The 25,892-nt window shown below is 50.9% G+C and carries 23 protein-coding genes and 1 pseudogene; 7 read left to right on the forward strand and 17 right to left on the reverse strand.

Annotated features, from left to right (window positions below):
* Window positions 1–39: 39 nt before the first annotated feature.
* A complete protein-coding gene (locus BEN74_RS07025) occupies window positions 40–1,662 on the reverse strand; it encodes an inorganic phosphate transporter (RefSeq protein WP_068907341.1) in 1,623 nt (540 codons plus the stop codon).
* A gap of 465 nt (window positions 1,663–2,127) precedes the next feature.
* Between BEN74_RS07025 and metH the strand changes: the two genes are divergently transcribed.
* Window positions 2,128–5,817 carry a methionine synthase gene (gene metH, locus BEN74_RS07030; protein WP_068907339.1) on the forward strand — a complete coding sequence of 1,230 codons (3,690 nt, stop codon included), beginning with the start codon at window positions 2,128–2,130 and terminating at the stop codon, window positions 5,815–5,817.
* 200 nt (window positions 5,818–6,017) lie between these two features.
* Window positions 6,018–7,022: a DUF2971 domain-containing protein gene (locus BEN74_RS07035; RefSeq protein WP_068907337.1), complete on the forward strand. Its 1,005-nt coding sequence runs from the start codon at window positions 6,018–6,020 to the stop codon at window positions 7,020–7,022.
* 101 nt (window positions 7,023–7,123) lie between these two features.
* On the opposite strand, the gene BEN74_RS07040 is transcribed toward BEN74_RS07035, so the two are convergent.
* Together BEN74_RS07040 and def are read right to left on the reverse strand one after the other, a co-directional pair.
* Window positions 7,124–7,492, reverse strand: a complete 369-nt coding sequence (locus tag BEN74_RS07040) for an endonuclease domain-containing protein (protein WP_068907460.1) — start codon at window positions 7,490–7,492, stop codon at window positions 7,124–7,126.
* Between the two features lie 13 nt (window positions 7,493–7,505).
* Window positions 7,506–7,991, reverse strand: a pseudogene (gene def / locus BEN74_RS07045) (peptide deformylase).
* Between the two features lie 130 nt (window positions 7,992–8,121).
* On the opposite strand from def, the gene BEN74_RS07050 reads away from it, so the two are divergent.
* Window positions 8,122–8,325 (forward strand): amino acid transport protein, encoded by a 204-nt coding sequence (locus tag BEN74_RS07050; protein WP_068907335.1) that lies wholly within the window; start codon window positions 8,122–8,124, stop codon window positions 8,323–8,325.
* 179 nt (window positions 8,326–8,504) lie between these two features.
* Here BEN74_RS07050 and BEN74_RS07055 read toward each other — a convergent pair whose 3' ends face one another.
* Together BEN74_RS07055 and BEN74_RS07060 are read right to left on the reverse strand one after the other, a co-directional pair.
* Window positions 8,505–9,002 carry a DUF2505 family protein gene (locus BEN74_RS07055; protein WP_068907332.1) on the reverse strand — a complete coding sequence of 166 codons (498 nt, stop codon included), beginning with the start codon at window positions 9,000–9,002 and terminating at the stop codon, window positions 8,505–8,507.
* Window positions 9,003–9,211: 209 nt separating this feature from the next.
* Entirely contained in the window at window positions 9,212–9,520 is a 309-nt protein-coding gene (locus BEN74_RS07060) for a hypothetical protein (protein ID WP_068907330.1), read from the reverse strand.
* 191 nt (window positions 9,521–9,711) lie between these two features.
* Here BEN74_RS07060 and BEN74_RS07065 point away from each other — a divergent pair, with 191 nt between their 5' ends.
* Genes BEN74_RS07065 through BEN74_RS07075 form a run of 3 tightly spaced genes read left to right on the forward strand, consistent with a single transcriptional unit; the run spans window position 9,712 to window position 12,021 of the window.
* Window positions 9,712–10,494, forward strand: a complete 783-nt coding sequence (locus tag BEN74_RS07065) for a crotonase/enoyl-CoA hydratase family protein (protein WP_068907328.1) — start codon at window positions 9,712–9,714, stop codon at window positions 10,492–10,494.
* Window positions 10,495–10,532: 38 nt separating this feature from the next.
* Window positions 10,533–11,456: an alpha/beta fold hydrolase gene (locus tag BEN74_RS07070; protein ID WP_068907325.1), complete on the forward strand. Its 924-nt coding sequence runs from the start codon at window positions 10,533–10,535 to the stop codon at window positions 11,454–11,456.
* Window positions 11,443–12,021 carry a TetR/AcrR family transcriptional regulator gene (locus BEN74_RS07075; RefSeq protein WP_068907323.1) on the forward strand — a complete coding sequence of 193 codons (579 nt, stop codon included), beginning with the start codon at window positions 11,443–11,445 and terminating at the stop codon, window positions 12,019–12,021. The genes BEN74_RS07070 and BEN74_RS07075 overlap by 14 nt, the downstream gene beginning before the upstream one ends.
* On the opposite strand, the gene BEN74_RS07080 is transcribed toward BEN74_RS07075, so the two are convergent.
* From BEN74_RS07080 to BEN74_RS07105, 6 genes are all read right to left on the reverse strand, one after another.
* Complete coding sequence (locus BEN74_RS07080) at window positions 12,003–12,473, reverse strand: hypothetical protein (RefSeq protein ID WP_068907321.1); 471 nt, start codon at window positions 12,471–12,473, stop codon at window positions 12,003–12,005. The two genes, BEN74_RS07075 and BEN74_RS07080, sit on opposite strands and share 19 nt — an antisense overlap.
* Before the next feature lie 131 nt (window positions 12,474–12,604).
* Window positions 12,605–14,464, reverse strand: coding sequence for a GGDEF domain-containing protein (locus BEN74_RS07085; RefSeq protein WP_068907318.1), 1,860 nt, complete (start codon window positions 14,462–14,464; stop codon window positions 12,605–12,607).
* Between the two features lie 129 nt (window positions 14,465–14,593).
* On the reverse strand, window positions 14,594–14,932 hold the full coding sequence (locus BEN74_RS07090; RefSeq protein WP_068907315.1) for an FKBP-type peptidyl-prolyl cis-trans isomerase: 339 nt from the start codon (window positions 14,930–14,932) through the stop codon (window positions 14,594–14,596).
* 95 nt (window positions 14,933–15,027) lie between these two features.
* Window positions 15,028–15,651 carry an MgtC/SapB family protein gene (locus BEN74_RS07095; protein ID WP_068907313.1) on the reverse strand — a complete coding sequence of 208 codons (624 nt, stop codon included), beginning with the start codon at window positions 15,649–15,651 and terminating at the stop codon, window positions 15,028–15,030.
* A 120-nt stretch (window positions 15,652–15,771) separates the two neighbouring features.
* Window positions 15,772–16,302: a YaeQ family protein gene (locus BEN74_RS07100; RefSeq protein ID WP_068907458.1), complete on the reverse strand. Its 531-nt coding sequence runs from the start codon at window positions 16,300–16,302 to the stop codon at window positions 15,772–15,774.
* 66 nt (window positions 16,303–16,368) lie between these two features.
* Window positions 16,369–17,376: a CobW family GTP-binding protein gene (locus BEN74_RS07105; RefSeq protein WP_068907456.1), complete on the reverse strand. Its 1,008-nt coding sequence runs from the start codon at window positions 17,374–17,376 to the stop codon at window positions 16,369–16,371.
* A 395-nt stretch (window positions 17,377–17,771) separates the two neighbouring features.
* On the opposite strand from BEN74_RS07105, the gene BEN74_RS07115 reads away from it, so the two are divergent.
* Window positions 17,772–18,113, forward strand: a complete 342-nt coding sequence (locus BEN74_RS07115) for a hypothetical protein (protein WP_068907309.1) — start codon at window positions 17,772–17,774, stop codon at window positions 18,111–18,113.
* Window positions 18,114–18,246: 133 nt separating this feature from the next.
* On the opposite strand, the gene BEN74_RS07120 is transcribed toward BEN74_RS07115, so the two are convergent.
* The 6 genes from BEN74_RS07120 to BEN74_RS07145 form a co-directional block, all read right to left on the reverse strand.
* A complete protein-coding gene (locus tag BEN74_RS07120) occupies window positions 18,247–18,768 on the reverse strand; it encodes an acyl-CoA thioesterase (protein ID WP_068907307.1) in 522 nt (173 codons plus the stop codon).
* A 276-nt stretch (window positions 18,769–19,044) separates the two neighbouring features.
* The gene (locus BEN74_RS07125) at window positions 19,045–19,239 is read right to left on the reverse strand and encodes a hypothetical protein (protein ID WP_068907304.1); all 195 of its coding nucleotides are present in this window, start codon (window positions 19,237–19,239) and stop codon (window positions 19,045–19,047) included.
* A gap of 191 nt (window positions 19,240–19,430) precedes the next feature.
* Window positions 19,431–20,426, reverse strand: coding sequence for a patatin-like phospholipase family protein (locus BEN74_RS07130; protein WP_086374318.1), 996 nt, complete (start codon window positions 20,424–20,426; stop codon window positions 19,431–19,433).
* Window positions 20,427–20,706: 280 nt separating this feature from the next.
* A complete protein-coding gene (locus BEN74_RS07135) occupies window positions 20,707–22,182 on the reverse strand; it encodes an alanine/glycine:cation symporter family protein (RefSeq protein ID WP_068907302.1) in 1,476 nt (491 codons plus the stop codon).
* Between the two features lie 74 nt (window positions 22,183–22,256).
* Window positions 22,257–23,498: a sodium/glutamate symporter gene (gene gltS / locus BEN74_RS07140; RefSeq protein ID WP_068907299.1), complete on the reverse strand. Its 1,242-nt coding sequence runs from the start codon at window positions 23,496–23,498 to the stop codon at window positions 22,257–22,259.
* 485 nt (window positions 23,499–23,983) lie between these two features.
* Window positions 23,984–25,288, reverse strand: coding sequence for a DcaP family trimeric outer membrane transporter (locus BEN74_RS07145; protein ID WP_068907297.1), 1,305 nt, complete (start codon window positions 25,286–25,288; stop codon window positions 23,984–23,986).
* Between the last annotated feature and the right edge of the window lie 604 nt (window positions 25,289–25,892).

Below are 25,892 nucleotides of genomic sequence, written 5' to 3' on the forward strand. Positions count from 1 at the left end.
GGCAGCGTTTTTTGATCTCTGTGCAATCTAGGCAAATGCTTAGAAGACTTTCAGCAGCAGCCAGTACAGTGCGCCTGACAGGCAGATGGTTGCCGGCAAAGTGAACACCCATGCCGACAGAATGGTGCGCACCATTTGCGCATTCAGGCCGGATTTGTTCGCCACCATGGTGCCCGCAACCGCGCTGTTCAGGACATGCGTGGTGGATACCGGCATGCCGAGGCCATCAGCCGCTGCAATTGTTGACATCGCCACCAGCTCAGCCGACATGCCTTGGCCATAAGTCATGTGGTTTTTGCCAATGCGCTCGCCCACAGTCACCACAATGCGCTTCCAGCCGACCATCGTGCCTAAGCCCAATGCCAAAGCAACCGCAACTTTCACCCATGTTGGAATGTACTGCAGGAATGAATCCAGATTGCTGCGGTACGCCTTCACAGTTTTCTTCTGCTCAGCCGTCATCGCCGGCAGCTGATCCGCTTTATCCAGGCGCTTGAATGCCGTCGTGCTGAGGTACATGTCGTTGCGGATCACCGAAACTTGCGCTTCAGGAATTTCATCCACGCCGCCGTATTGCGCAACGCGCTCGCCCAAATGGCCCGTCAGGCTTGCCAAAGCGGGAACAACTTCAGCATTCACTTCTTTGGTCTGAATGTATTTGGTCAGGACTTCACGGGCTTGTTCATCGGCAATCTGCGCATGCTGCGGATAAACCGCCGCTGCAGTTTGCACGGACAGCTGCTCGAAAGACTGAATATGCTTGTCATCTAAGTTTTTATTCAATGAATAAGCCAGCGGCACACAGCCGATCAGAATCAGCATGATCAGGCCCATGCCTTTCTGGCCGTCATTTGAACCGTGCGCAAAGCTTACGCCTGTGCAGGTGAAAATCAGAATAGCGCGGATCAGCGGCGGCGGCGGCTTGTTGCCTTCCGGCGGCTGGAACAGTTCCAGCTGCTTTCTGAAGACTTTTTTCACCAGCAGGAACAGCAGCGCAGCGAATGCAAAGCCGATCAGCGGCGAGAACAGCAGCGCTTTGCCGACTTTCAGCACCTGCTCCATATCAATGCCGCTGGCGCCGCTGCCTGCGTTCAGCAGGTAGTTCATAATGCCGACGCCAAGGATCGAGCCAATCAGCGTATGCGAGCTTGAAGCTGGAATCCCCAAAAACCACGTGCCCAAGTTCCATAAAATGGCAGCGATCAGCATGGCGAAAACCATGGCAAAGCCTGCGCCGGAACCGACATTCATGATCAGTTCCACCGGCAGCAGGGCGATAATGCCGTAGGCAACCGCGCCGCTGGCGACCATTACGCCCAGGAAGTTGCAGAAGCCTGCCCACATCACCGCAACCGGCGCAGACAGCGCATTGGTGTAAATCACCGTAGCGACCGCATTGGCGGTATCATGGAAGCCGTTGACGAACTCAAAGCCGAGCGCAATGAACAAAGCTGTGCCCAGCAGAATCATGGAATACAGGCTTAACGCGGGAACATGCGCCAAATCAGCAGTTAATTGAAATCCAATATAAATAAGCGTTGAAATAATAACGGTTAAAAACACCGGCATAAAAAATTTCGGTGTAGGCACATGAACATTCGTCGACTTCTTAGCGGCAGTCGATGGTTGTGCTGAATCTACGGGAGTTTGATTAGAATTCATGCAAGCAGGAATGGAGGATTTAAGAATCCCCATATTGTTCAATTAAATTGTGACAATTATATGACAAAGCGCTGTCATATAAAGCAGTTTTTCATACTTTATTGCATTTAATTCTTGCCGGCGCGCCCGCGCCATCCTTCAACTTAAATTATAAAAATCAAATATTTGTTTTCAAATATTGCGCACTTAAAAGGATAAACCTGAAATATTTCAAGGCTTAAATATTTTTGAAATATTTCATGGCGGATTATTACAAAAGATTGCCCGAGCACCATAATGACGCATTAATGCTGCAGCTTCATTAAGCAGACCGCCGCTTTGGCTGGCTATTCTGCGCAGGGCGCTACGGCTAAATATTCAGCAAAGCTGGTTCAGCGCAGCCCATAACTGGCGAGTATCCGTAAAAAGCGCCTGAATTCTGTTAATATATCGCCGATTTTATATTCCATCGGATTGGGGTTATTTATGTCCACGCTTGCCACGCTGAGAGCGCTTCTCGCCAAACGCATCCTGATTATTGACGGTGCGATGGGAACCATGATTCAGCGCCATAAATTAGAAGAAGCCGACTACCGCGGCGAGCGTTTTGCAGACTGGGCCTCTGACCTCAAAGGCAATAATGACCTGCTGGTACTGACCCAACCGCAGATTATTCAGGGCATTCACGAAGCCTATCTGGATGCAGGCGCAGACATCATTGAAACCAACAGCTTCAACGGCACCCGCGTTTCCATGTCAGATTACCATATGGAAGATCTGGTGCATGAAATCAACTTCGAAGCCGCCCGCCTGGCCAAAGCCGCCTGCGAAAAATACTCCACGCCGGACAAGCCGCGCTTTGTCGCGGGCGTGCTGGGGCCGACATCGCGCACCTGCTCCATTTCACCGAATGTCAACGACCCGGCTTTCCGCAACATTACCTTTGATGAACTGAAAGAAAACTACATTGAAGCCGCGCACGCGCTGATTGAAGGCGGTGCAGACATTCTGCTGATCGAAACCGTATTTGATACGCTGAACTGCAAAGCGGCCATTTTTGCGGTGAAGGAAGTCTTCCAGCAGATTGGCCGCGAACTGCCGCTGATGATTTCCGGCACCATTACCGATGCTTCAGGCCGCACCCTGACTGGCCAGACCGCCGAAGCCTTCTGGAACTCGGTGCGCCACGGCGACCTGCTGTCCATCGGCTTCAACTGCGCGCTGGGCGCAGACGCCATGCGCCCGCACATCAAAACCGTGTCTGACGTTGCCGACACTTTTGTCTCCGCGCATCCGAACGCAGGCCTGCCGAACGCTTTCGGAGGCTATGATGAAACCCCTGAAGAAACGGCGGCATTTATTAAAGAATTTGCGGAAAGCGGCCTGATCAACATCACAGGCGGCTGCTGCGGTACAACCCCTGATCATATCCGCGCCATTTACAATGCTGTAAAAGACATCAAGCCACGCCAAGTGCCTGAAACCAAACCTGCTTGCCGTTTAAGCGGTTTAGAGCCGTTCAACATTACCGATGATTCTCTGTTTGTGAACGTTGGTGAACGCACTAACGTGACGGGTTCGAAAAAATTCCTGCGCCTGATCCGTGAAGAAAACTTTGCCGAAGCGCTGGATGTTGCCTTGCAGCAAGTGGTTGCCGGCGCGCAGATCATCGATATCAACATGGATGAAGGCATGCTGGATTCGCAGAATGCGATGGTGCATTTCCTGAATCTGGTGGCGTCTGAGCCTGAAATTTCCAAAGTGCCGGTCATGATTGACTCATCGAAATGGGAAATCATTGAGGCCGGCCTGAAATGCGTGCAGGGCAAGCCGGTGGTGAACTCCATTTCGCTGAAAGAAGGCTATAACGAGTTTGTCGAAAAAGCCCGCCTGTGCCGCCAGTACGGCGCGGCCATTATTGTCATGGCCTTTGATGAAACCGGCCAGGCCGATACAGCTGCCCGCAAGCGCGAAATCTGCAAGCGCTCTTATGATGTTTTAGTCAATGATGTAGGCTTCCCTGCTGAAGACATCATTTTTGACCCGAACGTATTTGCCGTGGCAACCGGCATTGAAGAGCACAACAACTATGCGGTGGACTTCATTGAAGCGACCGGCTGGATCAAGCAGAACCTGCCGCATGCAATGATTTCCGGCGGCGTGTCCAACGTGTCGTTCTCGTTCCGCGGCAACGAGCCGGTGCGTGAAGCAATTCACTCAGTGTTCCTTTATCATGCCATCAAGCAAGGCATGACCATGGGCATTGTCAATGCCGGCCAGATGGCGATTTACGATGACATTCCTAAAGCGCTGAAAGACGCGGTTGAAGACGTTGTCCTGAACCTGAATCAGGGCGAAAGCGGCCAGGAAGCCACTGAAAAGCTGCTTGAAGTGGCTGAACAGTACCGCGGCCAAAGCGCTGCGCAAAAGCAGGTTGAAAACCTTGAATGGCGCAATGACACGGTTGAAAAGCGCCTTGAATACGCCTTAGTCAAAGGCATCACCGCATTTATTGATGAAGATACCGAAGAAGCGCGCCTGCAGGCCAAGCGCCCGCTGGACGTGATTGAAGGCCCGCTGATGGACGGCATGAACGTGGTCGGCGACCTGTTCGGTTCAGGCAAAATGTTCCTGCCGCAGGTGGTGAAATCCGCCCGCGTAATGAAGCAGGCGGTGGCTTGGCTGAACCCGTACATTGAAGCGGAAAAATCCGGCAGCCAGTCCAAAGGCAAAGTGCTGATGGCTACCGTGAAAGGCGACGTGCATGATATCGGCAAAAACATTGTCGGCGTGGTGCTGGGCTGCAACGGCTATGACATTGTGGACTTGGGCGTGATGGTGCCTGCGGAAAAAATCCTGCAGACCGCAATTGATGAAAAAGTCGATATTATCGGCCTGTCCGGCCTGATTACGCCGTCGCTGGATGAAATGGTGTTTGTCGCCAAGGAAATGCAGCGCAAGGGCTTTAACATTCCGCTATTGATTGGCGGCGCAACCACATCCAAAGCGCATACCGCCGTTAAAATTGACCCGCAATATTCAAATGATGCGGTGATTTACGTGGCCGATGCTTCGCGCGCGGTGGGTGTGGCAACGACATTGCTGTCCAAAGAAATGAAGCCGAAGTTTGTTGAAGAAACGCGTGCTGAATATGAAAAAGTGCGTGAGCGTATTGCCAATAAGCAGCCGAAAGCAGCCAAGCTGACTTATGCTGAATCTGTTGAAAATGGCCTGAAAATTGACTTTGCAGCCCATAAGCCTGCCAAGCCAAACTTTATCGGCACGCAGACCATCACCAATTATCCGCTTGAAACGTTGGTGGAATATTTTGACTGGACACCATTCTTTATTTCATGGAGTTTGGCGGGTAAATTCCCAGCAATCTTAACAGATGAAGTGGTCGGTGAAGCGGCAACTGACTTGTACAATCAAGCGCAAGAGATGCTGAAAGACATCATTGAGAATAAACGCTTCGATGCACGTGCAGTGTTTGGCATCTACCCGGCCAACCGTTCTGCTGCAGATTCTGTAGAAGTGTACGATGAAAATGGCGCTGCGGTGACTCACACCTTCCATCATATCCGTCAGCAGTCTGACAAAGTCACCGGCAAGCCGAACCTGTCGCTGGCGGACTTTGTGGCGAAGAAAGATCAGGCGCAGGATTATTTGGGCGGCTTTACCGTGTCAATTTTTGGCGCGGAAGAAATGGCCAATGAGTACAAGGCCAAAGGGGATGATTATTCTGCAATTTTGGCGCAATCTTTAGGTGACCGTTTTGCCGAAGCTTTTGCGGAGCATTTGCATGAACGCATCCGCAAGGAGTTCTGGGGCTATCAGGCCGATGAGCAGCTGTCTAATGAAGAGCTGATTAAAGAAAAGTATGTCGGCATCCGCCCTGCGCCGGGCTACCCTGCCTGCCCTGAACACTCTGAGAAAGCCTCTTTGTTTAACTGGCTGGGTTCGACCGATAAGATTGGCACCTACCTGACCAGCAGCTTTGCGATGTGGCCGCCGTCATCTGTCAGCGGTTTTTACTATGCCAACCCGCAAAGTGAATACTTTAATGTGGGCAAAATCTCCGGCGACCAGCTGGAAGATTATGCGCAGCGTAAAGGCTGGACGCTGGATGAGGCGAAGCGCTGGTTAGCGCCGAATTTGGATGATTCGGTTTCTTGATTTGTTAATCTTAGAATCCCCCTAAATCCCCCTTTTGCAAAGGGGGACTTTATCATGTGATTAAATGAATTACGTGACAGCTCCTCCCTTTTTTAAAGGGAGGTTGGGAGGGATTAATATAAGCAAAAATGATTACAATTGAATTTCAGAAAAATAACAATATAGACTTATAATTTTAATAAACCCAGAAGAGTTTACATATGTTTGTATATAAATATCGTGGCGGTGCATTTGAAAGAGATTTAAAGTCCTTAAAAAATAATGAGTTTTGGGCATCAAATACAAAGCAACTCAACGACCCTTGCGAAGGACTAATAACTAGCAATAGTTATCAACAACAAATTAACATTCTCAAGAATGTTTTTTATCAACACAAAAACAATATAGCTTTAATTGAGCAAAGCCTTACAAATATTATAGATATGAAAGATACCAAGCTTGGTATTTTCTCATTAAGTAAGTGTTATAATGATGAACTTCTTTGGGCACATTATGCTGATAGTCATAAAGGTTTTTGTATAGAATATAATCTGGAAAAACTTTTATCAAAGCAGGACCCTAAACATCGCTTTTTCGATATCCAATATTCAAATAAAATTCCTAATTTTGATCTTTCAACTGTTATAAATCAAAATGATCCTGATAAATTAATTAAAATAATGCTTGGATTTAAATCTCAACGTTGGAATTACGAAAATGAATTACGGGTCATTACAGAAAATCAGGGCTCAAATATATACGATTTCAGAGCCGTAACAGCTATATATTTTGGATTAAAAGCCCCAAAAGATGATATAGAGCAGATAATGCAGACTTTACAAGGGCGCAACGTAAAATATTTTCAAATGAAATTAAAACAGAATTCTTTTGAACTAGAAGCTACACAAATAAAAGATAAATTTCAAACTAATGTAAAATATAAATATTCTATAGCACCTATCACTGAATTAGCAGTTGATCCTTCTACTTTAAAACTAGAATATCAAAAGTTCTCACCATATTTGCAAAAACTAGCCGAAATTGTTAGGCGAGAACCAGATTGTTACGAGGTTACTTATATAGATCTAAGTCTTTCTAAAAGCACACCAAATAATCCTGTATTTTTTGCACAATATAAAACTCAAGCAGATGATTTTCATACTCAGACTATACATTACACCACGAATCAAATTGACACAGAATACGATCAAATTGATGATCTCTAAAATAGCTAATCCTCCCCAACCCTCCTTTAAAAAGGAGGGAGTTCCGCGAATTGAATACCGACATTAAATTCGCGTGAAGTCCCCCTTTGCAAAAGGGGGATTTAGGGGGATTCCAGCCTAAACTCCGCAACACAATAAATCTGCTCTACAACAGCATCCGTTTCAGTCAAAATCTGACTATTTGAAAATCTTAGAACCATAAGCCCTAATTCACTCAAAGCCTTATCCCGATTTTGATCTGCATCTAAACCCTCTTCTGTGTAATGCTGCCCTCCATCACACTCAATTACCAAATTCGCTGCTGGGCAATAAAAATCCACAATAAAATTTAGCATCGGCTTCTGCCTATAAAACTGCAGATCTAAAATTTGCTTACGCCTTAATCTCTGCCACAGCAGCTGTTCTGCATCCGTCATACTGCTGCGCAAATCACGAGACGGCTGCTTTAAGTTTTTATTATAGGGTTTCATCATTTGATAATTTTTAAGCAGTCAATCGGTCTACAAACAGCACCCCATCCAAATGATCAACTTCATGCTGAATAATACGGGCAGGAAAACCTGAAAATTCCGCCTCAACTTTCTTGCCATTTAGTGTGAAATAACGCACCCGTATGCTTTGCGCACGCTCAACTTGCCCGCGCTCATTCGGCACGCTTAAACAGCCCTCTTACCCCAAACACACAGCTTGAGAAAACGCTAAAATTTCGGGATTAACCATCACCACCGCCTCCATTTCAGGCGCATCTGGATAACGCAGATTCGGACGCGATGCCACAATAATCACCCGCTTGGAAATATACACTTGCGGTGCGGCGACGCCTACGCCATTACGCTCAAGCATGGTGGCATGCATAGCAGAAGACAGCTGCCGCAGCCATTCACTGTTAAATTCCGCGTCTGCGACGGACGCCGCTTTAAGCTTTAAAATCTCTTCGCCACGCTGCGCTACAGGTAAAATCACGCTCATCGGAACCTATAATTTTTTTGCAAGAATAATGAATAGCATCGTATTGGATATTTAATTCAGCTTCTATCATTTTCATTTAAGAATCTTGGCATAATATTTACCTGATAAAAATAACCTTCGGCACATCACAATGAATGCGACCCAGCTTTTTCTCGGCGTTATCTTCAGCTCGATTGGCTTAGGCTACTTTCTGTATGGCAAAAAGCAGAAAATGACGGTGCCCTTTGCTGCAGGCTTAGCGCTAATGATTTTCCCCTATTTTATCGAAAGCAGCATTTTTCTCAGCATGATTGGCATTGCATTATCCATGCTGCCGTATTTTCTGCGTTTTTAAGTGAGCATTAGCAGGAAAAATAGGCCGATCATTCTGCCGAGTATCTGCAGCCGCTTTTATGGTTTTCAAATAGCCCGCATGGCCGGCCGCGCCGCCGCATAAAATGCAAAATGCCCGATGAGGCGCACCGGGCATTCTGCAAATCAGCCTCAGTCCGCTTCGGAGCAAGGCAGATCTTCTTAAGCTGACAAATTCTTGCGCAGCTCATCTTCCACAATTTCCAGCTCCAGCTGGCTGAAACGGCGGATTTCAGCTTCTGCATGCTTTTCCAGCAGGCCGCCAATCAGCGGAACTTTCACTTTCACCGTCCATTCCAGCTGGAACTGAATCTGTGATGCATCGCCGGTCACTTGGCGCTGGCAGCGCGCTTCCAGCGGCAGGTTCGGGTCTAAAATCACTTCCGAAGTCATCTTGGCCAAGTCGCTGACATCGGTGCGGTGCAGGCGGAAGGCATCCTTCAGCAGTTTTTTTGCGATGTCCGGAATATTGACATCCAAATTATAAGCGCGCTTTAAGGTATACATATCCCCAGTTTTCTGCGATTCCAGAATTTCCAGATTTTCGCCGGGAATGCGCCTGCATACCGCTTCATGCAAGGAGGTATCGGCGGCCAGGCGCTTGAAGTCTTCCAGTGAAACGCCCTGAATTGCCACGTTGACAGTAAATTGATGTGCCATTTTTGAGTTCCTGTTGAGTATCCGTCTTAGTTGTTCTTATTTCGCGTCAAATGCGCAGTGAAAATCTTGCGCGCCCATTTAATCCTGCTGTTCTGGCGCTGTCATTGACTGTATGGCAATGAAATGCCGCCATGATGTCCAAAACCGGACAATCCCTCTGCAGGCAACGCTGGAAGTGCATCTTTGGCTTGCGCGCCTATTTTAAAGAATCACGGCCGCTTTTTAAATAGGCAGTGATGCCTGACGCCCTGCCGGTCCAGCAACGCAGCGGCCAGCTGCGGCCCATAGTCTATCCGCAAATGCTGCGCCTGATACTGAATCAGGATGCAGTATTCTTCCGCGCCGTCGTCCAGGCCGGCTGCCGTCCACACCGTGCCGCGCGGAAACCGCTGCAGCCACGGGGCTGCATAAAAATCTGCAATTGAATCAAAGCTTAAATAAGCCTGCGGATTGTCCAGAATGCGGCGCGCCAGCGCATCAAATTTTTTCTGCTGTTCCAGCTGAAAGTCTATCAGCATGCTATCCCCCAAATGGCTGCAGCCCTGCTGCGCCAGTATAGCGCCGCGGCCAAAGCCGGATCATCTTTTCTGGTGTTTTTAAGCCTTTCCCGCTGCTGAATTGCGCAGTCACACTTTATGAATTGACAGTATTCTAACTGCCGTTTAAAAAGTATCAGTACATAAAAAAATCACAGCAGAAGGACAAGAATATGCAGCATCAAGGAAACGTCAGCCATGAAATCCGCGGGCAGGTTATGCTGATTGGCCTCGACCGGGCAGAAAAGCGCAACGCCTTTGACAGCCAGATGATTCATGAGCTGTCTTTGGCGCTTACCGAATATGAAAATCATCCCGGCTTGCGCTGCGCGGTGATCTTTGCGCACGGCGAACATTTTACCGCAGGCCTTGATCTTGCGGAACTGCAGCCCAAGCTTGCCTCGGGCGTATTCGATTTTGCGGAAAATCAGATCAACCCCTGGGGCACCGGCGCAAGAAAGCGCGCCAAGCCGGTGATCGCCGCCGTGCAGGGCTACTGCTTTACTGCAGGCATTGAACTGATGCTGAACGCCGATCTGGTGATTGCGCAGGACAACTGCCAGTTTGCCCAGATGGAAGTGCAGCGCGGCATTTTGCCCTTCGGCGGCGCCACGGTGCGCTTTGTGCAGGCGGCCGGCTGGGCCAAAGCCATGCGCTTCCTGCTGACCGGCGAGCGCTTTTCCGCACAGGCCGCGCTGGAGATGAATCTGATTAATGAAATTACCGAAGCCCCGCCGCTGTCCCGCGCCATTGAGCTGGCGGAGCAGATTTGCCGCGCCGCCCCGCTGGCGGTGCAGGCCACACTGGCTTCCGCGCAGGAGGGCGTAATGCAGGGCCCTGAAGCCGCCTTTGCCCGGCTGCAGCAGCATCTGCAGCCGCTGCTCCGTTCCGAAGACGCTCAGGAAGGCGTTATGGCCATGCTGCAGCGCCGCGACCCGAAGTTTCAAGGCAAGTAAATTTAAAACTCACAGCAATCATCCGGACCCAAGCCGCCATGAAAAACTCACATCCTCAGACTCAGTCCAGCCCGGACATTCCTGTGCGCAGCACTGAAATCCAATTCAGCGCAGCCGACGGCTATGCGCTGACCGGCACGCTGTATGCAGCGCCGCAGGCCGCAGCCAGCATTGTGGTGTCCTGCGCGACCGGCGTGCCGCAGGGCTTTTACCGCCGCTTTGCCGAATACGCCGCGCGGCGGGGCTTTCAGGTGCTGACCTTTGACTACCGCGGCATTGGCAAGTCTGCGCCGGACAGCCTGAAAGGCTTCCGCATGTCCTATCTGGACTGGGGGCGCTATGACCTCAGCAGCGCGATTGACGTTTTGGCCAAAGACGGCCTGCCGGTTTACATGATTGGGCATTCATACGGCGGGCAGGCGCTGGGGCTTGCGCGCAATCATCATCTGGTGCAGGCCATGCAGTGCTACGGCACCGGCGCCGGCTGGCACGGCTATATGCCGCTGAAGGAAAAAGTTAAAGTTCAGGTCATCTGGAATATCATTTTCCCGCCGATGGTGGCGGCTGCCGGCTATCTGCCGTGGAGCCGGCTGAACATGGGCGCAGACCTGCCGGCCGATGTCTATCATCAGTGGCGCAGATGGTGCAGGAACCCGACGTATTTCTTTGCCGACCCGGAACAGCAGGCGCTGCACAGCCAGTATGCGCAGGTGAAGACTCCGATTTTCGCCGTTTCCGCGCTGGATGATGACTGGGCGCTGCCGGCATCGCGCCATGCCTTCATGCAGCATTACCGCAATGCGCCCCTGCAGTTTATCGACATGGCGGCGCAGGACTACGGCCTGAGGGAAATCGGCCATATGGGCTATTTCCGCAAAGGCGCGGAAAAAATCTGGGATCAGGCGCTGCAGCAGTTTGCGCAAATGCAGCCTTCAGGACAGCCTGCCCATGCGCCCGCGTAAGCTCAGCCGCGAACAGCTGCTGCTGCGGTCCGCGCTGTGCTTCAAGCAGCATGGCTATACCGCCGCCAGCGTCAGCCGGCTGGCGCAGGCCTGCGGCTTGAGCAAGGCCGCTTTTTACTATGATTTCAGCAGCAAGGACGCCCTGCTGCATGAGATTTTAGAAGCCACGCACCAGCAGCTGCGCAAGAGCCTGTTTCAGCAGCTGCGCCGCCCGCATGAGGATCTGGCCGCCGCCTATCTGCAGGCGCATGCCGGCGCGGCGCATTTTTTCAGTTCCGGCGGCACCGGCTGCCTGGCCGGCATGCTCAGCGCGGAACGGCCGAACCTGCCGGAGCAGATTGCGGAAAAAGTCAGGGCCATTTTTCAGGACTGGGAACAGGCCTTTTATGAATTTTTCCGGCAAGGCATGGATGAGCAGCGCGCTGCGCAGTGGGCTGCGCTTTCGGTTGCCGATTATGAAGGCGCGATTTTAATGAGCCGCATCCGCCCCGAGCAGAATTATCTGGCCCTGCTGCAGGCGCGCATCCTGCATCAGCTGAATCTGCATCAGCTGGCGGAATCCTGAACGCGGATTTCCTGCCGGCGCTCTGCGCCAAAGCGGTCAACATGCGCATAGAATACGCCATACTTTCCGGCATAGTATTCCAAAGACTGCCCGCCCAAGGCCCAGTAAATGGACCATTCGCCTAAATCCATTTTGCGGATCTGGCTTGTGGAATTGGCCGGCATTTTGCGCAGCAGGCTGGCCTGCAGCTGTTCCGCTTCAGCAAGGCCATGCAGCTGAGGCCGCTGCATGAACAGTTCGGCAATGTCATCAAACAGGCGCTGCTCTTCGGCATCCGCCTGCTGTTCCGCGCGGGCGCGCGGCGGCGCATCCGTCACCCCGGCGCGCTCCGGCGGCGCCGCATATTTTGAGCGCTTCCGGATAAACTGCTGTGTTTTATATATTTTTACCGCAATGACCCAAGCCGCGGCGGCTGCGGTCAAAATGCAGAGCAGCAGTAACAGTTTGACCATAGCCGAATCCCGCAGATGCTTTCCTACTCATTCAGCCTGATCATAACACGGCGCAGGCGGATATTTTTTAAACAGATTATGACCTTTTAGATCAAAATAAAAAACGCTGCGCCAAGTCTGCGCTGCACCGCTTAAACAGCCTGCAGCCGGTCGCGCCCCGCCTGCTTGGCGGCGTACAGCTGCGCGTCGGCAGACTTCATCAGGGCATGAATATCGGCATAGCGCTGCTGGCGGTGCATGCAAGCCACCCCCATGCTGATGGTGACATAAGCCTTGGCGTCCTGCCTGCGGCAATGCTCAAAGCGCTGCCGGCGGACAGCATCCAAAACCGCGTCCAGCAGTTCCGCAGCGGCCGGAAACGGTACATTCTGCATCACAATTGCAAATTCTTCACCGCCATAGCGCGCCAGGAAAGCCGACGGCGGCAAGCGCGCGGAAATCACCTGCACCAGCTGCTGCAGGATTTCATCGCCTTTCAGATGGCCGTAGTAATCATTGTAGTTTTTGAAATAATCCACATCCAGCATGGCAAAAATCAAGGTGCCGTGATGCTGGCGCAGGGTTTCTGCAAAACGCTGCTGAATTTCATCATTCAAGGCGCGGCGGTTGTATGCTCCGGTCAGGGCGTCAATTTTAACCTGATGCTCCAGTTTGGCATTCAGCTCATGCAGCTGCTCGGTGCGCGCCTTGACTTTCTGATCCAGCAGGCTGTTCAGCTCCATCAAAGTATTGTTCAGCTGCTCGGTATAGTAAGTGTGATAGGCGTAATTTCTGGACTGCTGGAACATGATCAGCAGCGCGTACAGGCTGGTGGAAATAAACGACAGATTGACCGAATCAATCCAGTTCATCATCAGCAGGAAATCATTTAAAAAGGTCACGCAGAGGAAAATCACCGCGCACAGGTTCAGCACCGAATAAGCTTCGCCATGCTTCAGGGTCTGGTAAAAGCCATAGGCGAAATTCGCCAATACAGACAGACTGAACGCCGAACTGTACAGCGCCAGCGGCTCAAAAATTTCCGGCACGGAAACCAGGGTCACGGCAATATTCAGCGCCAGCAGCAGCATGGCGGTCTGATAGTTCAACGGATGCAGGTATCTTCGGTTCAGCAGGTGAATATAGCTGATGAAAAACAGAATGGCACAGTAGGTAAACAGGTATTCCAGCCGCGTGCCCCACAGCCAGCTGATATTGGTAAAGGCCGTGTAGGCATAGGGCGCGGAAAACATGTTATGCAGCGCCAGAAACACAATAAAGATGCCGAAGACAAAGATGCTCTTGCTGTTGCGCTGCTTTGAGCCGCGGAAAACCGCAAACAGAATGGTGAACAGGCCAATGCCCAGCACCGCGCCGCAAACCATGGCGATGCTCATCATCAGCTGCTGGAACTGGCGGTTGATTACTTGGGCTACGCCGATGCGCATCGGATTTTCAATGCCGCCATGCAGCGTGGAAAAATTCGAGGCCTGAATGCTTAAGGTGAAATATTCATTTTCCGCCACAAAATAAGCGATCCGCGGCGCATTTTCAGTGACCTGCGCTGCCGGCGTTTTGCCGACATCACCCAGGCGCACAAGCAGGTCGCCGTTTAAATACACCCGGTAAGCGCCGTACTGATTCGGAATTTTGATTGCAATGCGCCGCCCGATAAAGGCTTTGGGCATTTTAAAGTAGCCGACAAAGGTGCCGTAATTCTGATTGCTTCCGGTCAGCTCTTTGAATGAGGCCGGCAGGCTGACCACCCGCGGCGCCAGCACGGCGCTGGATTCTGTCAGGAACTGCTGCGGATAGAACAGCCACTGCCCCTGCAGCGGCACGCTGCTGTCTTCGGTAAAATCGACGCTGTTGATGTATTCGCTGTGCTGCTGGTAAAAAGACGGCGGCGCAGGCTCATACTGGGCATGCGCGGAAGAATGCCCGAAAATGATGGCGCAGCTGAGAAGTAAAAAAATCCAGAAAAAACGGATTGCATCATGCAAGTAAAGCAACGTGCTTGAGTTCCTGAATATTGTTATTTATACGCTTAATGTACGGTTAAAATTGGCGATTTCCAAATATTTTTTTTCATTTGCTGATCAGCAGCATCCTTGCCGCTGCGCGCCGCGCCGGATTAAAAATCAGTCGCGGGTTTTGACATCAAACAGCTCAATTTCAAAAATCAGATTGGAGTTCGCCGGAATGATATTGCCCATTTTGCGTGAGCCGTAAGCCAGATGCGCAGGCACAATCAGTTTGCGCTTGCCACCGACTTTCATGCCCATAATGCCCTGATCCCAGCCTTTAATCACGCGGCCGGTGCCAATCACAGTTTCAAAATAGCTGCCGCGGTCAACCGATGAATCAAACTTAGTGCCGTCTTCCAGCCAGCCGGTATAGTGCGTGGTGATGAGCGCGCCTTTAACCGCTTCTTTGCCCTCGCCGATTTTTAAATCAATAATTTCCAATTCATTTGACATCGCTGTGTACCTGCATGCATCTAAAAAATAAAATCCTGAACCGCTGCATTATAAGCAGCTGCCGGAAAATTACTTAGCCTTTATTGCCCGATTGGCTAAAAGCTCAGTTCCGTAATGCTCTGATCATCCAATAAATACTCAGTCAGCCTGCGGTGATTGGCTGCCGGGCCGATCAGCACCCAGCGCCCGGTGATTTTATGCTCGGTTTTATGCTGCGTATTACGGATCACCTGCATGCCGTATTCCTTAAACAGCTCTTCATACTTGTCCAGCGTTTCCTGCTGATAGGCGCAGACAATGCGGTAAGTGCGCGCCTGATGCAGGTCTTCAATGCGCTCCTGCACATAAATCAGCAGGATCAGCACAATCAGCACAATAAAGGCTGCGAACAGGCTGAGCACAATATAGCCTGCGCCCACCGCCATGCCGATGGCCGCGGTCATCCAGATGGTGGTTGCGGTGGTAATGCCGGAAATGCGGTTTTCATCCTTGAAAATCACCCCTGCGCCCAAAAAGCCGAGGCCGGTCAGGATATTGGCCGCCAGCCGGTCCGGGTTGGCAACGCCGATTTTCAAAGACAGAATGGTAAACAGGCAGGAGCTCATGCTCACCATAATCATGGTGCGCAGCCCCGCAGACTTGCTGCGGTATTCGCGCTCTGCGCCAATAACCGCGCCAATCCCCAATGCAATCAGCAGATGATACAAGTCAGCAGGCATGCTCGGCCTTTAGTGTAATTTTCCTGCTTCAGATATACCCAGCTTTGCCTGAAAGATGCAAGCCCCGCAGGCGCCTTTCAGTAAAATTTACTTGCATGCCGGCCAGCTGAGGCTGCCGGGCTACTGCAGCTGTTCCCACTCAATTACGGCTTGCGCGCTATCGCCGATTAACGTCCATTCGCCGTCCATCACGTTCAGCTGCAGCTGCATTGTACGCTCACACAAGGCCTGAACCGCTTCGGTAGTCGCAGTGGAAAGCTTCCAGACTTCAAGATTCTTTAAAGTTTTCAGCTTGCTGTTGCGCTTGTACCATTCATCCACCGCAGTGCCGTAAGTCACAATCGCCACCCGGCTGCAGCGCGCGCAGGCTTTTTTGACTTTGTCTTCGTCCGGGCTGCCGACTTCAATCCATTTCACCAGCTGGCCGGTAAGGTCTTTTTCCCACAAGGCCGGCTCGTCTGTTTCAAACAGGTCTTTGGTAAATTCCAGCGCTTCGCCGGCATAGCGGGCAAAGGCCAGAATGCGCACCATCAGGCGCTCAATGGTTTCTGACGGATGCAGCGCCATAGTCAGCTGGAAATCCGCATACTGATGCACATCCATATTGGCAATGTTCAAGTCCGCTTTATAAATTGTTGCTTTCAGCGCCATAAAAAAGTCCTCAAATTTGGCGCCTAGCATATAAGATTTAGCCGGCTTTTGCAGGGGAAGATTGTGCTATTTTCCCTCATTCGCGTGGCAGTTCATCAGCTGCGTTTCAAATTCCAGCCATTCGCGCGGCTGCCGGTAGATAATTTCCAGCCGGTTATCAATATTTTCTTCGGCCGTTTGGTAATTGAACTGCTCCGGATTGAAATTAAAGCTTTTCCAGCCGGCATTCGTATGGAAAATGCCTTTAATGCGCAGCCAGTCGCGCTGTTCGCAGAGCAGATCCAGCAGCGCGTAAAAATCAAAAATCCAGCGCTTTGGCATTTTCCAGCCCGCCACACTGCAGCCCTGCGCGGTTTCGACATAATGGTACGGCAGCTGCTTGATTTCCGGCAGCGCTTCGGCAGCCTGGAGCTTTTTCTGAAGCTGCAGCAGGGGCTGAATTTTGCGCACCGCGCCTGCATAAGCAATATCAACCGCAGCCAAATCCAGCTGGCCCATTGGCGCCGGCAGCCAAGCCTGCTGATAGGGCTGGTATTCGGCCTGAAGCGCAGCCAACGCCTGCTGATCGGCTGCGCTCATGCAGTCCGCATGCGATACGGCAATAATCTGCGCCGCTTTCAGCTGGTCGGCATATAGATTCTGCTGGCTCCACGCGCTGTCATGCAGCCGCGAGCCGTCCACCACCGTCACCAAGGCGCGCATGCTGAGGTGCGCCTGCCAATGCGGTTCGGTCAGCTGCTCCAGCAGCTGCGCAGGGTGCCCCAGCCCGGTCGGCTCAATAAACAGGCGGTCTGGCTTGGCCTCCGACAGCAGGCGCGACAGCGCAAGCTGCATCGGCATTTGGCTGCTGCAGCACAGGCAGCCGCCGAGCAGCTCCTTTACCGCAAAGCCCTGATCCTGCGGCAGCAGCTGCTGATCGACGCCAATCTGGCCAAACTCATTCATCAGCACCGCCCAGACTTCGCCTTCAGGCTTCTGGCTCAGCAGATGCTTCAGCAGCGTGGTTTTCCCCGCGCCTAAAAAGCCGGAAATAATATGCACGGGAATCGCCCTGGGGGCGGAAATGAGCTTCACAAGATCACCTGCTGCAGACTGTTCAATTTGCACCTCTTATAGCGCTAAGCGCCGGCGCTTGCAAGCTCTGCGCGCGGGCAGCGGTGCATGCCGGCTTGCCATGCGGGGCGGACTGCCCTTCTGCGCTTGATTGTTTTTCATTTGCTGGCCGCGCAAGCTGCAGACGGCCTAGGCAGCAAGGCGATGCCCTGCTTATCCAGCCTGATGCATGGCCGGCGCAGGCGGAACCGCGCCTGCCGCTTTCAGCCTAAGACGCTGAAGGGCTTATGAAAATTCAGCATTCAGGCATCAAATTTCAATTGAATCCGCTGCCTGCGGACTGCTAAAATCGGCACTGCCCCTGCGGCGAATACAATCAGAAAATCAGTAGAAGAAGAAACGCTTAGGACAATACTATGCTCAAAACCGCTTTTACGGCAGCCGCTGTAACTCTGCTGCTCAGCGCATGCGCAGAACCCCTGCCGCAAGACAAGCGCAATTATGCCGGAACTTGGCAAAATGACGACAGCAGCGTGCAGCTGACCATCAGCGCCGATGGGCGCCTGGACTACAGCAGGCAGCAGGTTAATTCCAGCACCGCAATTTCAGGCCCGATCAAAGCCTTTGAAGGCAACCGGATTCAGGTTGGCTTTGGCCCATTCAGTTCAGACTTTACCGTGTCTGAAGCGCCGCATCTGAACAGCAGCGGCATGTGGAGCATGACGGTAGACGGGCTGTATCTAAACCGGGTTCAATAATGCCTTTGGCCTGCCCTGCTTTGCGCCAAGATGCGGATGAGCGCTGCGGCCGCAGATGGCCGCGCAGTTCCCGGTGAGGCATGCAGCCAATAAAAATGACCGCCATGCAGCGGTCTTAATTTTCAGCAGCAAATCAGCTGTGTGCTGACTTCTTGTAAATGCTGCAGGATGGATGATGATTTTCCTGCAGGCGCGCGATTTTGCGCTGTTCCGCCGCTTCAAAGCGGCAGCGCTTCCAGTCATTGTCCAAATTCAGCGCCGGAATCGGCTTCGGCTTGCCGCTTTCATCGACCGCCACCATAGTGAAATAGCAGCTGTTGGTATGGCGCACGGTGCGCTTTTGAATATTCTGCGCTTCCACGCGGATGCCGATTTCCATTGAAGTGCGGCCGACATGGTTCACGCTGGCAAGGAAAGTCACCAATTCACCCACATGAATCGGCTCTTTAAAATTCACTTTATCTACCGACAGCGTAACCACATAGCTGCCTGAATAGCGGCTGGCGCATGCATAAGCGACTTGATCCAGCAGTTTCAGAATAGTTCCGCCATGCACATTGCCTGAAAAGTTGGCCATGTCCGGGGTCATCAGGACGGACATAGTTAACTCAGACTGGTCATCTAATACTGGAGCAATTTGATCTAATGGGGACATCGCGTTTCTCTAGACTCGGTCGAATAGCATTGATAAGTGTGATTATTATATCGTTTTTAATCTAAATAAAATGTTCTTGCCGGCAAAAAAATCATCACTATTATTTATAGTGATTGCGCAGCCATTCAGGAAAACATATATATTTTCATTAAATGGCTGAGTATTAAGCGGATTTAGCGCATTTAACAGCAAATCCCTCACAGCGCCTTGCATCGGATATTACAAAAAGATACAGGCAGAAATCAGCTATGCCCTTAAAAGCTGCAGGCTGGGCAATTATAAGACTGGCGCTAAGACCTTCAGCATTTCCAGAGGGACATTGTCATAGCTTAATTTCTGCGGGCCGCCCTGCAGATGGTCCAGCTGGGTTTCAATGCTGTAGGAGCCGTCAATGTTCACTGCAGTCACCCTGAAAACCCGCGGCTCCATAAAGGCTAAAGTGACTTGCTGGCCAATCTTCAATGTCTGCATTTCAACCCCGCCTTAATTCCAGCAACCGGTTTAAGCGCTCAGCAGCTCTGCTTCAGCACGCATAGCCAATCAAAAAACTGGACAGCCGCCCCTAAAGCTCAAAAACCGGTCAAATATAATTTTAAATATCAAAATATTATAATACAAACCGCCGGAGATTGATGCACGGCTTTTGAAATGCAGGCTGTGTCTTACTGCTGGGCGCTGAACTGCATGATTTTATGCCCCTGCGCATATTTATGCGCAGCATAGGCGCGGGAAAGCTCATTCAGCTTCAGTTCAGCCGCCTCAATGCCCGCCTGCATGGTGGCTTCCCGGCCTTTCACGTCAAAAATATGCGCCTTCTCGCGGATATCCGGCTGAATCACCACATCCGCGCGCTTCAGCTCTTCTTTGGCTAGATAGTACTGCATGATATTGATGTTCTGGTTAAACAGGCCCCAGACATTGCTGGTTTCCGTATGCATCGGCTGGGCCAGAATATCCACGGCAATAATGATATCGGCGCCTAAATCGCGGGCGACATCCACCGGAACCGGGCTGACCAGCCCGCCGTCGACATATTCCTCATGATTGATCACCGCGGGAATGAACATGCTGGGAATGGAAACTGAAGCGCGCACCGCCTGCCCGGTATTGCCGGCATTAAAAACCGTTTTTCTGCCCTGCTGCAGCTCGGTCGCCACCACATACATTGGAATTTTCAGCAGTTCCAGCGGAGTGTCATTGACCTGCTCATTGACATAGTCTTCGACTTTTTTGCCGTCCAGCACGCCTTTTTTGTCCAGGCGGATATCGCGGACATCATTCGGCTTCATGCTGAGCGCCACTTCGCGCAATTCCGCTGCTGATTTGCCTGAAGCGTACAGCGAGCCGACGATGCTGCCCGCACTTGTGCCGACGATAAAGTCCGGCTTAATGCCGTTGGCTTCAAGCACCTGAATTGCGCCAATATGCGCATAGCCGCGCGCGCCGCCGCTGCCCAGCACCAGGGCAATAATCGGGCGCTTTTCCTGCTGCTTCAGCTTTTTAAAGTCAATGCGGTCTTTGCCGGCATAGGCTTCCGCTACCGCCAAGGCCGGCGCTTTTTCCGCCAGCACAGGCGCCGCGGCATCTGCAGGCTGAGACGCGATTGTTTGGCAGCCGGCAAGGCTGGCGCAGGCCAAAGCAGCAAAAGCAAATTTCATATTCACTATGGATTTTCCAACGGCATTGATTGATTGTCTTGCAAGAAGCACAGTCTAAAGCGGTCAAAACCCAATCACTGTTATGATTCGTTACACGGCCATGCAGTCAAATTATAATCGAAAAACCGTCCATTCAAAACCTGCCGGGAGGAACGCTCTATGCTGCGGGGCTTTGATTAAATCTTGCCTGATGCCGCCGCCGGCTAAGCGGACTGACGGGACACGCCCATAAAAAAAGCCTCATGACTGAGGCTTTTTAGCGGTTATTTCCGGCTTTGCATTACCAGATGTCGGAATCAACCTTGTCTTTATATTTAGGATGATTGTCCAGCTTAAATACCGGCTCTTTCACCCCCTGCTTCAGCTGCGAAGTATAGTCCTTCAGTAGCATCAGCAGGAATGGAGTCAGCAGCAAAATAGAGAACAAGTTAATGCTGGCCATAACGCCCATGAACAAATCCGCCATATTCCAGATCAGCGGCACGCTCATGACTGAACCGAAATACACCATAAGCAGCACAAACACGCGGAATGTGAACATGACTTTGGCATTGTTATTCAGGAACTGTACATTGCCTTCGGCATAGGCATAGTTGCCAATCACCGATGAATAGGCGAACAGGAACAGAATAACCGCCAGGAAGTCATCGCCCCAGCTGCCGATTTGGCTTTCCAGCGCCATCTGCGTCAAGGCTACGCCTTCAAAGCCGGCATTTTCATACAGGCCGGAAGCCAGAATAATGATGGCTGTGCATGAACACACCACGAAGGTATCAACAAATACCCCCAGCATTTGCACCAGGCCCTGATTAACAGGGTGCTTCACATCTGAAGCCGCAGCCGCATTCGGCGCAGAACCCATGCCCGCTTCATTTGAGAATAGGCCGCGCTTAATGCCCATCATCATGGCCATAGACACCATGGCGCCAAAGAAGCCGCCGGCAGCCGCATCAAACTCAAAGGCCTTGCTGAAAATCAGCTTGAAAATATCAGGCAGAATCTGGAAATTGATGACGGCAATATACAAAGCCACAGCCAGATACAGCGCTGCCATCAGCGGTACAAAGCTTTCAGCGACTTTGGCAATGCGCTTGATCCCGCCAAAAATAATCAGGGCAGTCATCAGCACCAGAAACAGGCCGACCCATGAAACTACCAGATGCAGGCCGCCAAGCTCCAAGGTCAGATTGGCCCGGTCCCAGCCCCAGGCATGCGAGGTTGCGCCGGTAATGGCATTGGCCTGCACGGCATTGAACACAAAGCCGTAAGTAAAAATCAGCGTCACTGCAAACAGCGCGCCCAGCCATTTCTGCTTCAGGCCTTTGGTAATGTAATACGCCGGCCCGCCGCGGAACTGCTGATTTTCAGTGTCCCGCACTTTAAACAGCTGCGCCAGCGAGGATTCTACAAATGCTGAACTCATGCCTAAAAATGCGGTAATCCACATCCAGAACACGGCGCCCGGGCCGCCAATCGCAATAGCGATGGCAACACCGGCAACGTTGCCCACCCCGACACGGCTGGCTAAGCCGGTAACAAAGGCCTGAAACGGCGTAATGCCGTGGTCATCATCGCCTGCCTTGCGGCTGTTTTTCATCACCTTGAGGCTGTGCGCGAATAAGCGCAGCTGCACGGCGCCCGTAATCACGGTATAGAAAATGCCTACCGCAACCAGAAAAATAACCAGAAAGTCCCATAAGGGGCCATTCAGCTTATTCACCAAGGCAAGCAAGGCTTCATTTAATTGTTCATTCACTGTGAATCCCTCTACAGCCTAAATATTGACAAGCTTAAAAAAAGCCCTGTACAAGGCTTTTTTTAAGACCACTGTTACGCGAAGAACTTAAGAATAAGCTGAATCACGGTCGCGTTAATAAGGTCGACAAAGAATGCGCCGCATAATGGCACAATCAGAAAGGCTTTATGCGATGGGCCATACATATTGGTAATCGCCTGCATATTTGCAACCGCTGTCGGCGTTGCGCCCATGCCGAAACCGCAATGCCCCGCCGCCAATACCGCAGCATCATAGTTTTTGCCCATAACGCGGAAGGTAATGAACGCCGCATACAGCGCCATCGTCAGCGTCTGCGCGCCAAGGATCACAACCAGCGGGCCAGCCAAATCGGCCAGCTGCCACAGTTTCAGTGAAAGCAATGCCATGGCCAGATACAGCGACAGTGAAGCGTTGCCGAATACATCAATGGCGCGGTCAAAAATTTGAACCTTGAAAATGCCTTCGAGGATATTGCGCAGCAGCACACCGCCCGCCAATGCCCAGACAAAAGTCGGCAGCTCAAACATGGTGCCTTTGCTGTAGCCGGTCATGAATTCGGCGAAAGCCAAACAGCCGGCAAACAGGCCCAATGTCGTGATGGCGTTGTCTGCGGTGATCAAGCGCACGCGGTGTGGATATTCAAACGGCACATATTCCGTTGAATTGATATCCGCCAGCGGCGTGTCGTCGCTCTTCTTAATCTGCTCATTGGTGCGCGGCGTAGCCAGTTCATAGCGGTTGATCAGCAATTTCGCCAACGGGCCGCCAATAATGCCGCCAATGATCAAGCCGAATGTCGCGCTTGCCATGCCCAGCGCCAGCGCGCCTTGGATGCCGTGCTGGGTTTCCAGAATTTCGCCCCAGGCGCCCGCAGTGCCGTGGCCGCCAGTCAGGGTAATAGAACCCGCAATCAGGCCAATCAGCGGATCAATGCCCAGCAAAGTCGCCAGGCTGATGCCGACAAAATTCTGCACCACAATAAATGAAGCGACTGCAACCAGGAAAACAACCAGTCCAAGGCCGCCTTCCCGCAGCTTGGCAAAGTTGGCGCTTAAGCCGATCGACGCAAAGAAAATCAGCATGAAGCTGGTTTGCAGCTGGCTGCTGGTGGTAATGCTGTAACCCCATAAGCTGTGCACAATCAGGGAGACGACTGCAGCAACCAGACCGCCCGCAACCGGTTCTGGAATGTTATAGCGCTTTAAAAAATCAATTTTATTAACCAGAAACCGTCCAAGCAGCAAAACAATGACTGCGGCGATTAAGGTATAAAATGCATTAAAAGTAAATTCCATAATAAATAGTCCATACAGATTATGGTTCATTCTTGCTTTAAAACAGCAAGCGCGGATTTTATGCGGAAATCAATAACAATTGATCTGCATTGTCCTTGCCCGCAGACACAAGTCAGGCCCGTCTGATGCTTCACTCAGCAAATAGCAGCGGCGTGCATTCCGCTAAAATGCGGCGTCCAAAAAATGACTGAACACGGCCTGTCCCTTCATTTTATGCATTAAAGGCAGGCATGCAACGCTTCATATTTCAGCTAAAAGCTTCTGAGCAACCATCAATATGAATAAAAGTGCGACATTATGCAGTTTTTTTATAGAAAATCTTTATTTTTTTACAATTATTTCCATCAAACGCTGTCCGCGCCTGTATAAATTGCTCCCGGAAAAAGGCCTATAGATGATTTTACAGCAATCCAGATTGAAAAATAAAATAAATAAAAACAGGAGCATAACGCTCCTGTTTTTTCTTTAAAAGCTTACAGCTGCAATTAGAAGCTGTACTTCGCCATCAGGCCAACGCGGTCATCATTAAATGAATTGCCGGCAAAGTTTTTACGCTTGCCATTCACATATTCAACACCTAAATCAATCGGCTTCGCTGGCGAATAAATCACATTCAGCCACGCCTGCTGCACTTCTTCGTTGGCATTCGCACTCAATGCAGATTTAGCATATTTAGTGCCGTCATCAGCAAATAATGCGCCATAAGCTAAAGTCGAACGCAATTTATCATTAAACTTGTAAGTCGCGCCTACTTGAACAGCTGCAAATTCATTTTGCTCGATATTCTTGCCATCAAGCACATAAGCGGAATTGGCGCCGTATAAATAGTTGCTGTTGCCCTGAGAATAAGAAACATCGCCAGTCAATTTCAGCTGCTTGCTTACTTCAAAACTCGTACCCGCAGCCAAGCCCCAAGCTACCGCACTGTCATCAGCAGATTTATAATTTTCCACTAAAGCGCGCGCAGATGCTGCGCCTTTGCCGCCGGCAAAGCCTTGCGTTACTTTAGCTGTCAAGCTAGGCACGCTATATTTAGTTGCCGAATCTGCAGGTTTAGCATCTTTATCAAGCTGGGTAAACTTGCTGTCCCCTTCTTCTACAGCAACAAACAGTTGAGTTTGCGGCGCAAGCTTGAAGTTATAGCGCACTTGCGGAACGCGCGCGGTGCCGCCGCCAGCGTTAGTCGCAAAGTCAATCATTTCCGGCGCATGATTAGACAGGAAGTTAGACGTGGTTTGACCAAACAGCCAGTTATTGTAAGTTAAGTATGCATGGCGGATGCGAAGCGCTTCATTTGTTCCAGCAAAGTCAACTTCCAGCTTGCCGCCGACTTTATTGTCACCGCCGACAGGCGATGTAAAGTCTAAGCCTAAGCGCGTTGTTTTCGCAGTAGCGCGCAATTTATCCTTAGTTTTTCCATCTGTAGATGATACTTTGTTGAAGTCATCATCCGCGCCTTCAATAATGTAGTTCGCATCACCGCGGACAAAACCGTACAGATTCACATCTGCGCCAGCTTTAGATTTCAATGATGCCAGCGGCGAAGCTGCAGGCGCCATTACCGGCGCTGGAGCCGGGCGCGCTTTAACTTGCTGAATGTCAGCCTGCTGCTGTACTTGAACCTGCTGCTGCTGCTTGATCAGCGCTTTCAGTTCCGCAACTTCAGCGCGCAGCTGCGCAACTTCCTTTTGCTCAGCTGTGGCTGCATGCGCAGAATTCAGCATAATGGCTGAAACAGCAATGGCTAAACTGTATTGAACTGCAGGTTTTTTAAGTTGAGCGAAATTCATATATTCTCCAGATGAAAATGCGTTTTTTTTTGCTTCAATGCAAACTTTTCCATGATTGCATATATTTACAGGAAAAATCCCATACTGCTTTGCTGTTTTTACGCTTTTGTAATTTATATAAATAATAAGCGCGGTGGCTTATTATTCATCCTACAAACCGTTCAAGCGCAAAAAACAGCTCCTTTTTTTGCCATGCCGATCATGGCGGTTTTTCCTTGCAATATTTGGTCCAGTTGGAACCGCCCGGTTTTATTCAGTCCATCCGCTGCGCTGTATTCTTAAAATTGAGCTGTCCATCCTGACGCCCCATATTTAATATTTGAACGGACAATCCTGCTGCTGGCTATCTGTGCTTTAGTAGCATGCAAAAGCCTGACGCGCACCGGCTGTGGCGCAAAAACATCATGAAGGCCTGATTTAACCGGCTATTTCCATTTAAGATATTGACGCGCAAAATAGATTTGCACCCTGCGGCGGGTTTTTCACTAGCCGAAACTTCCAACTTGATACCTTTTAGATATTTTTTAATACCTTAAAGGTATTTTAATTCTATCAGTTTTTTCATGATCCAGCAGCAAAGCTGGCGCTGCCGCGGGAAAAATAA

Source organism: Acinetobacter sp. WCHAc010034 (genome assembly GCF_001696615.3).
Lineage (GTDB): Bacteria > Pseudomonadota > Gammaproteobacteria > Pseudomonadales > Moraxellaceae > Acinetobacter.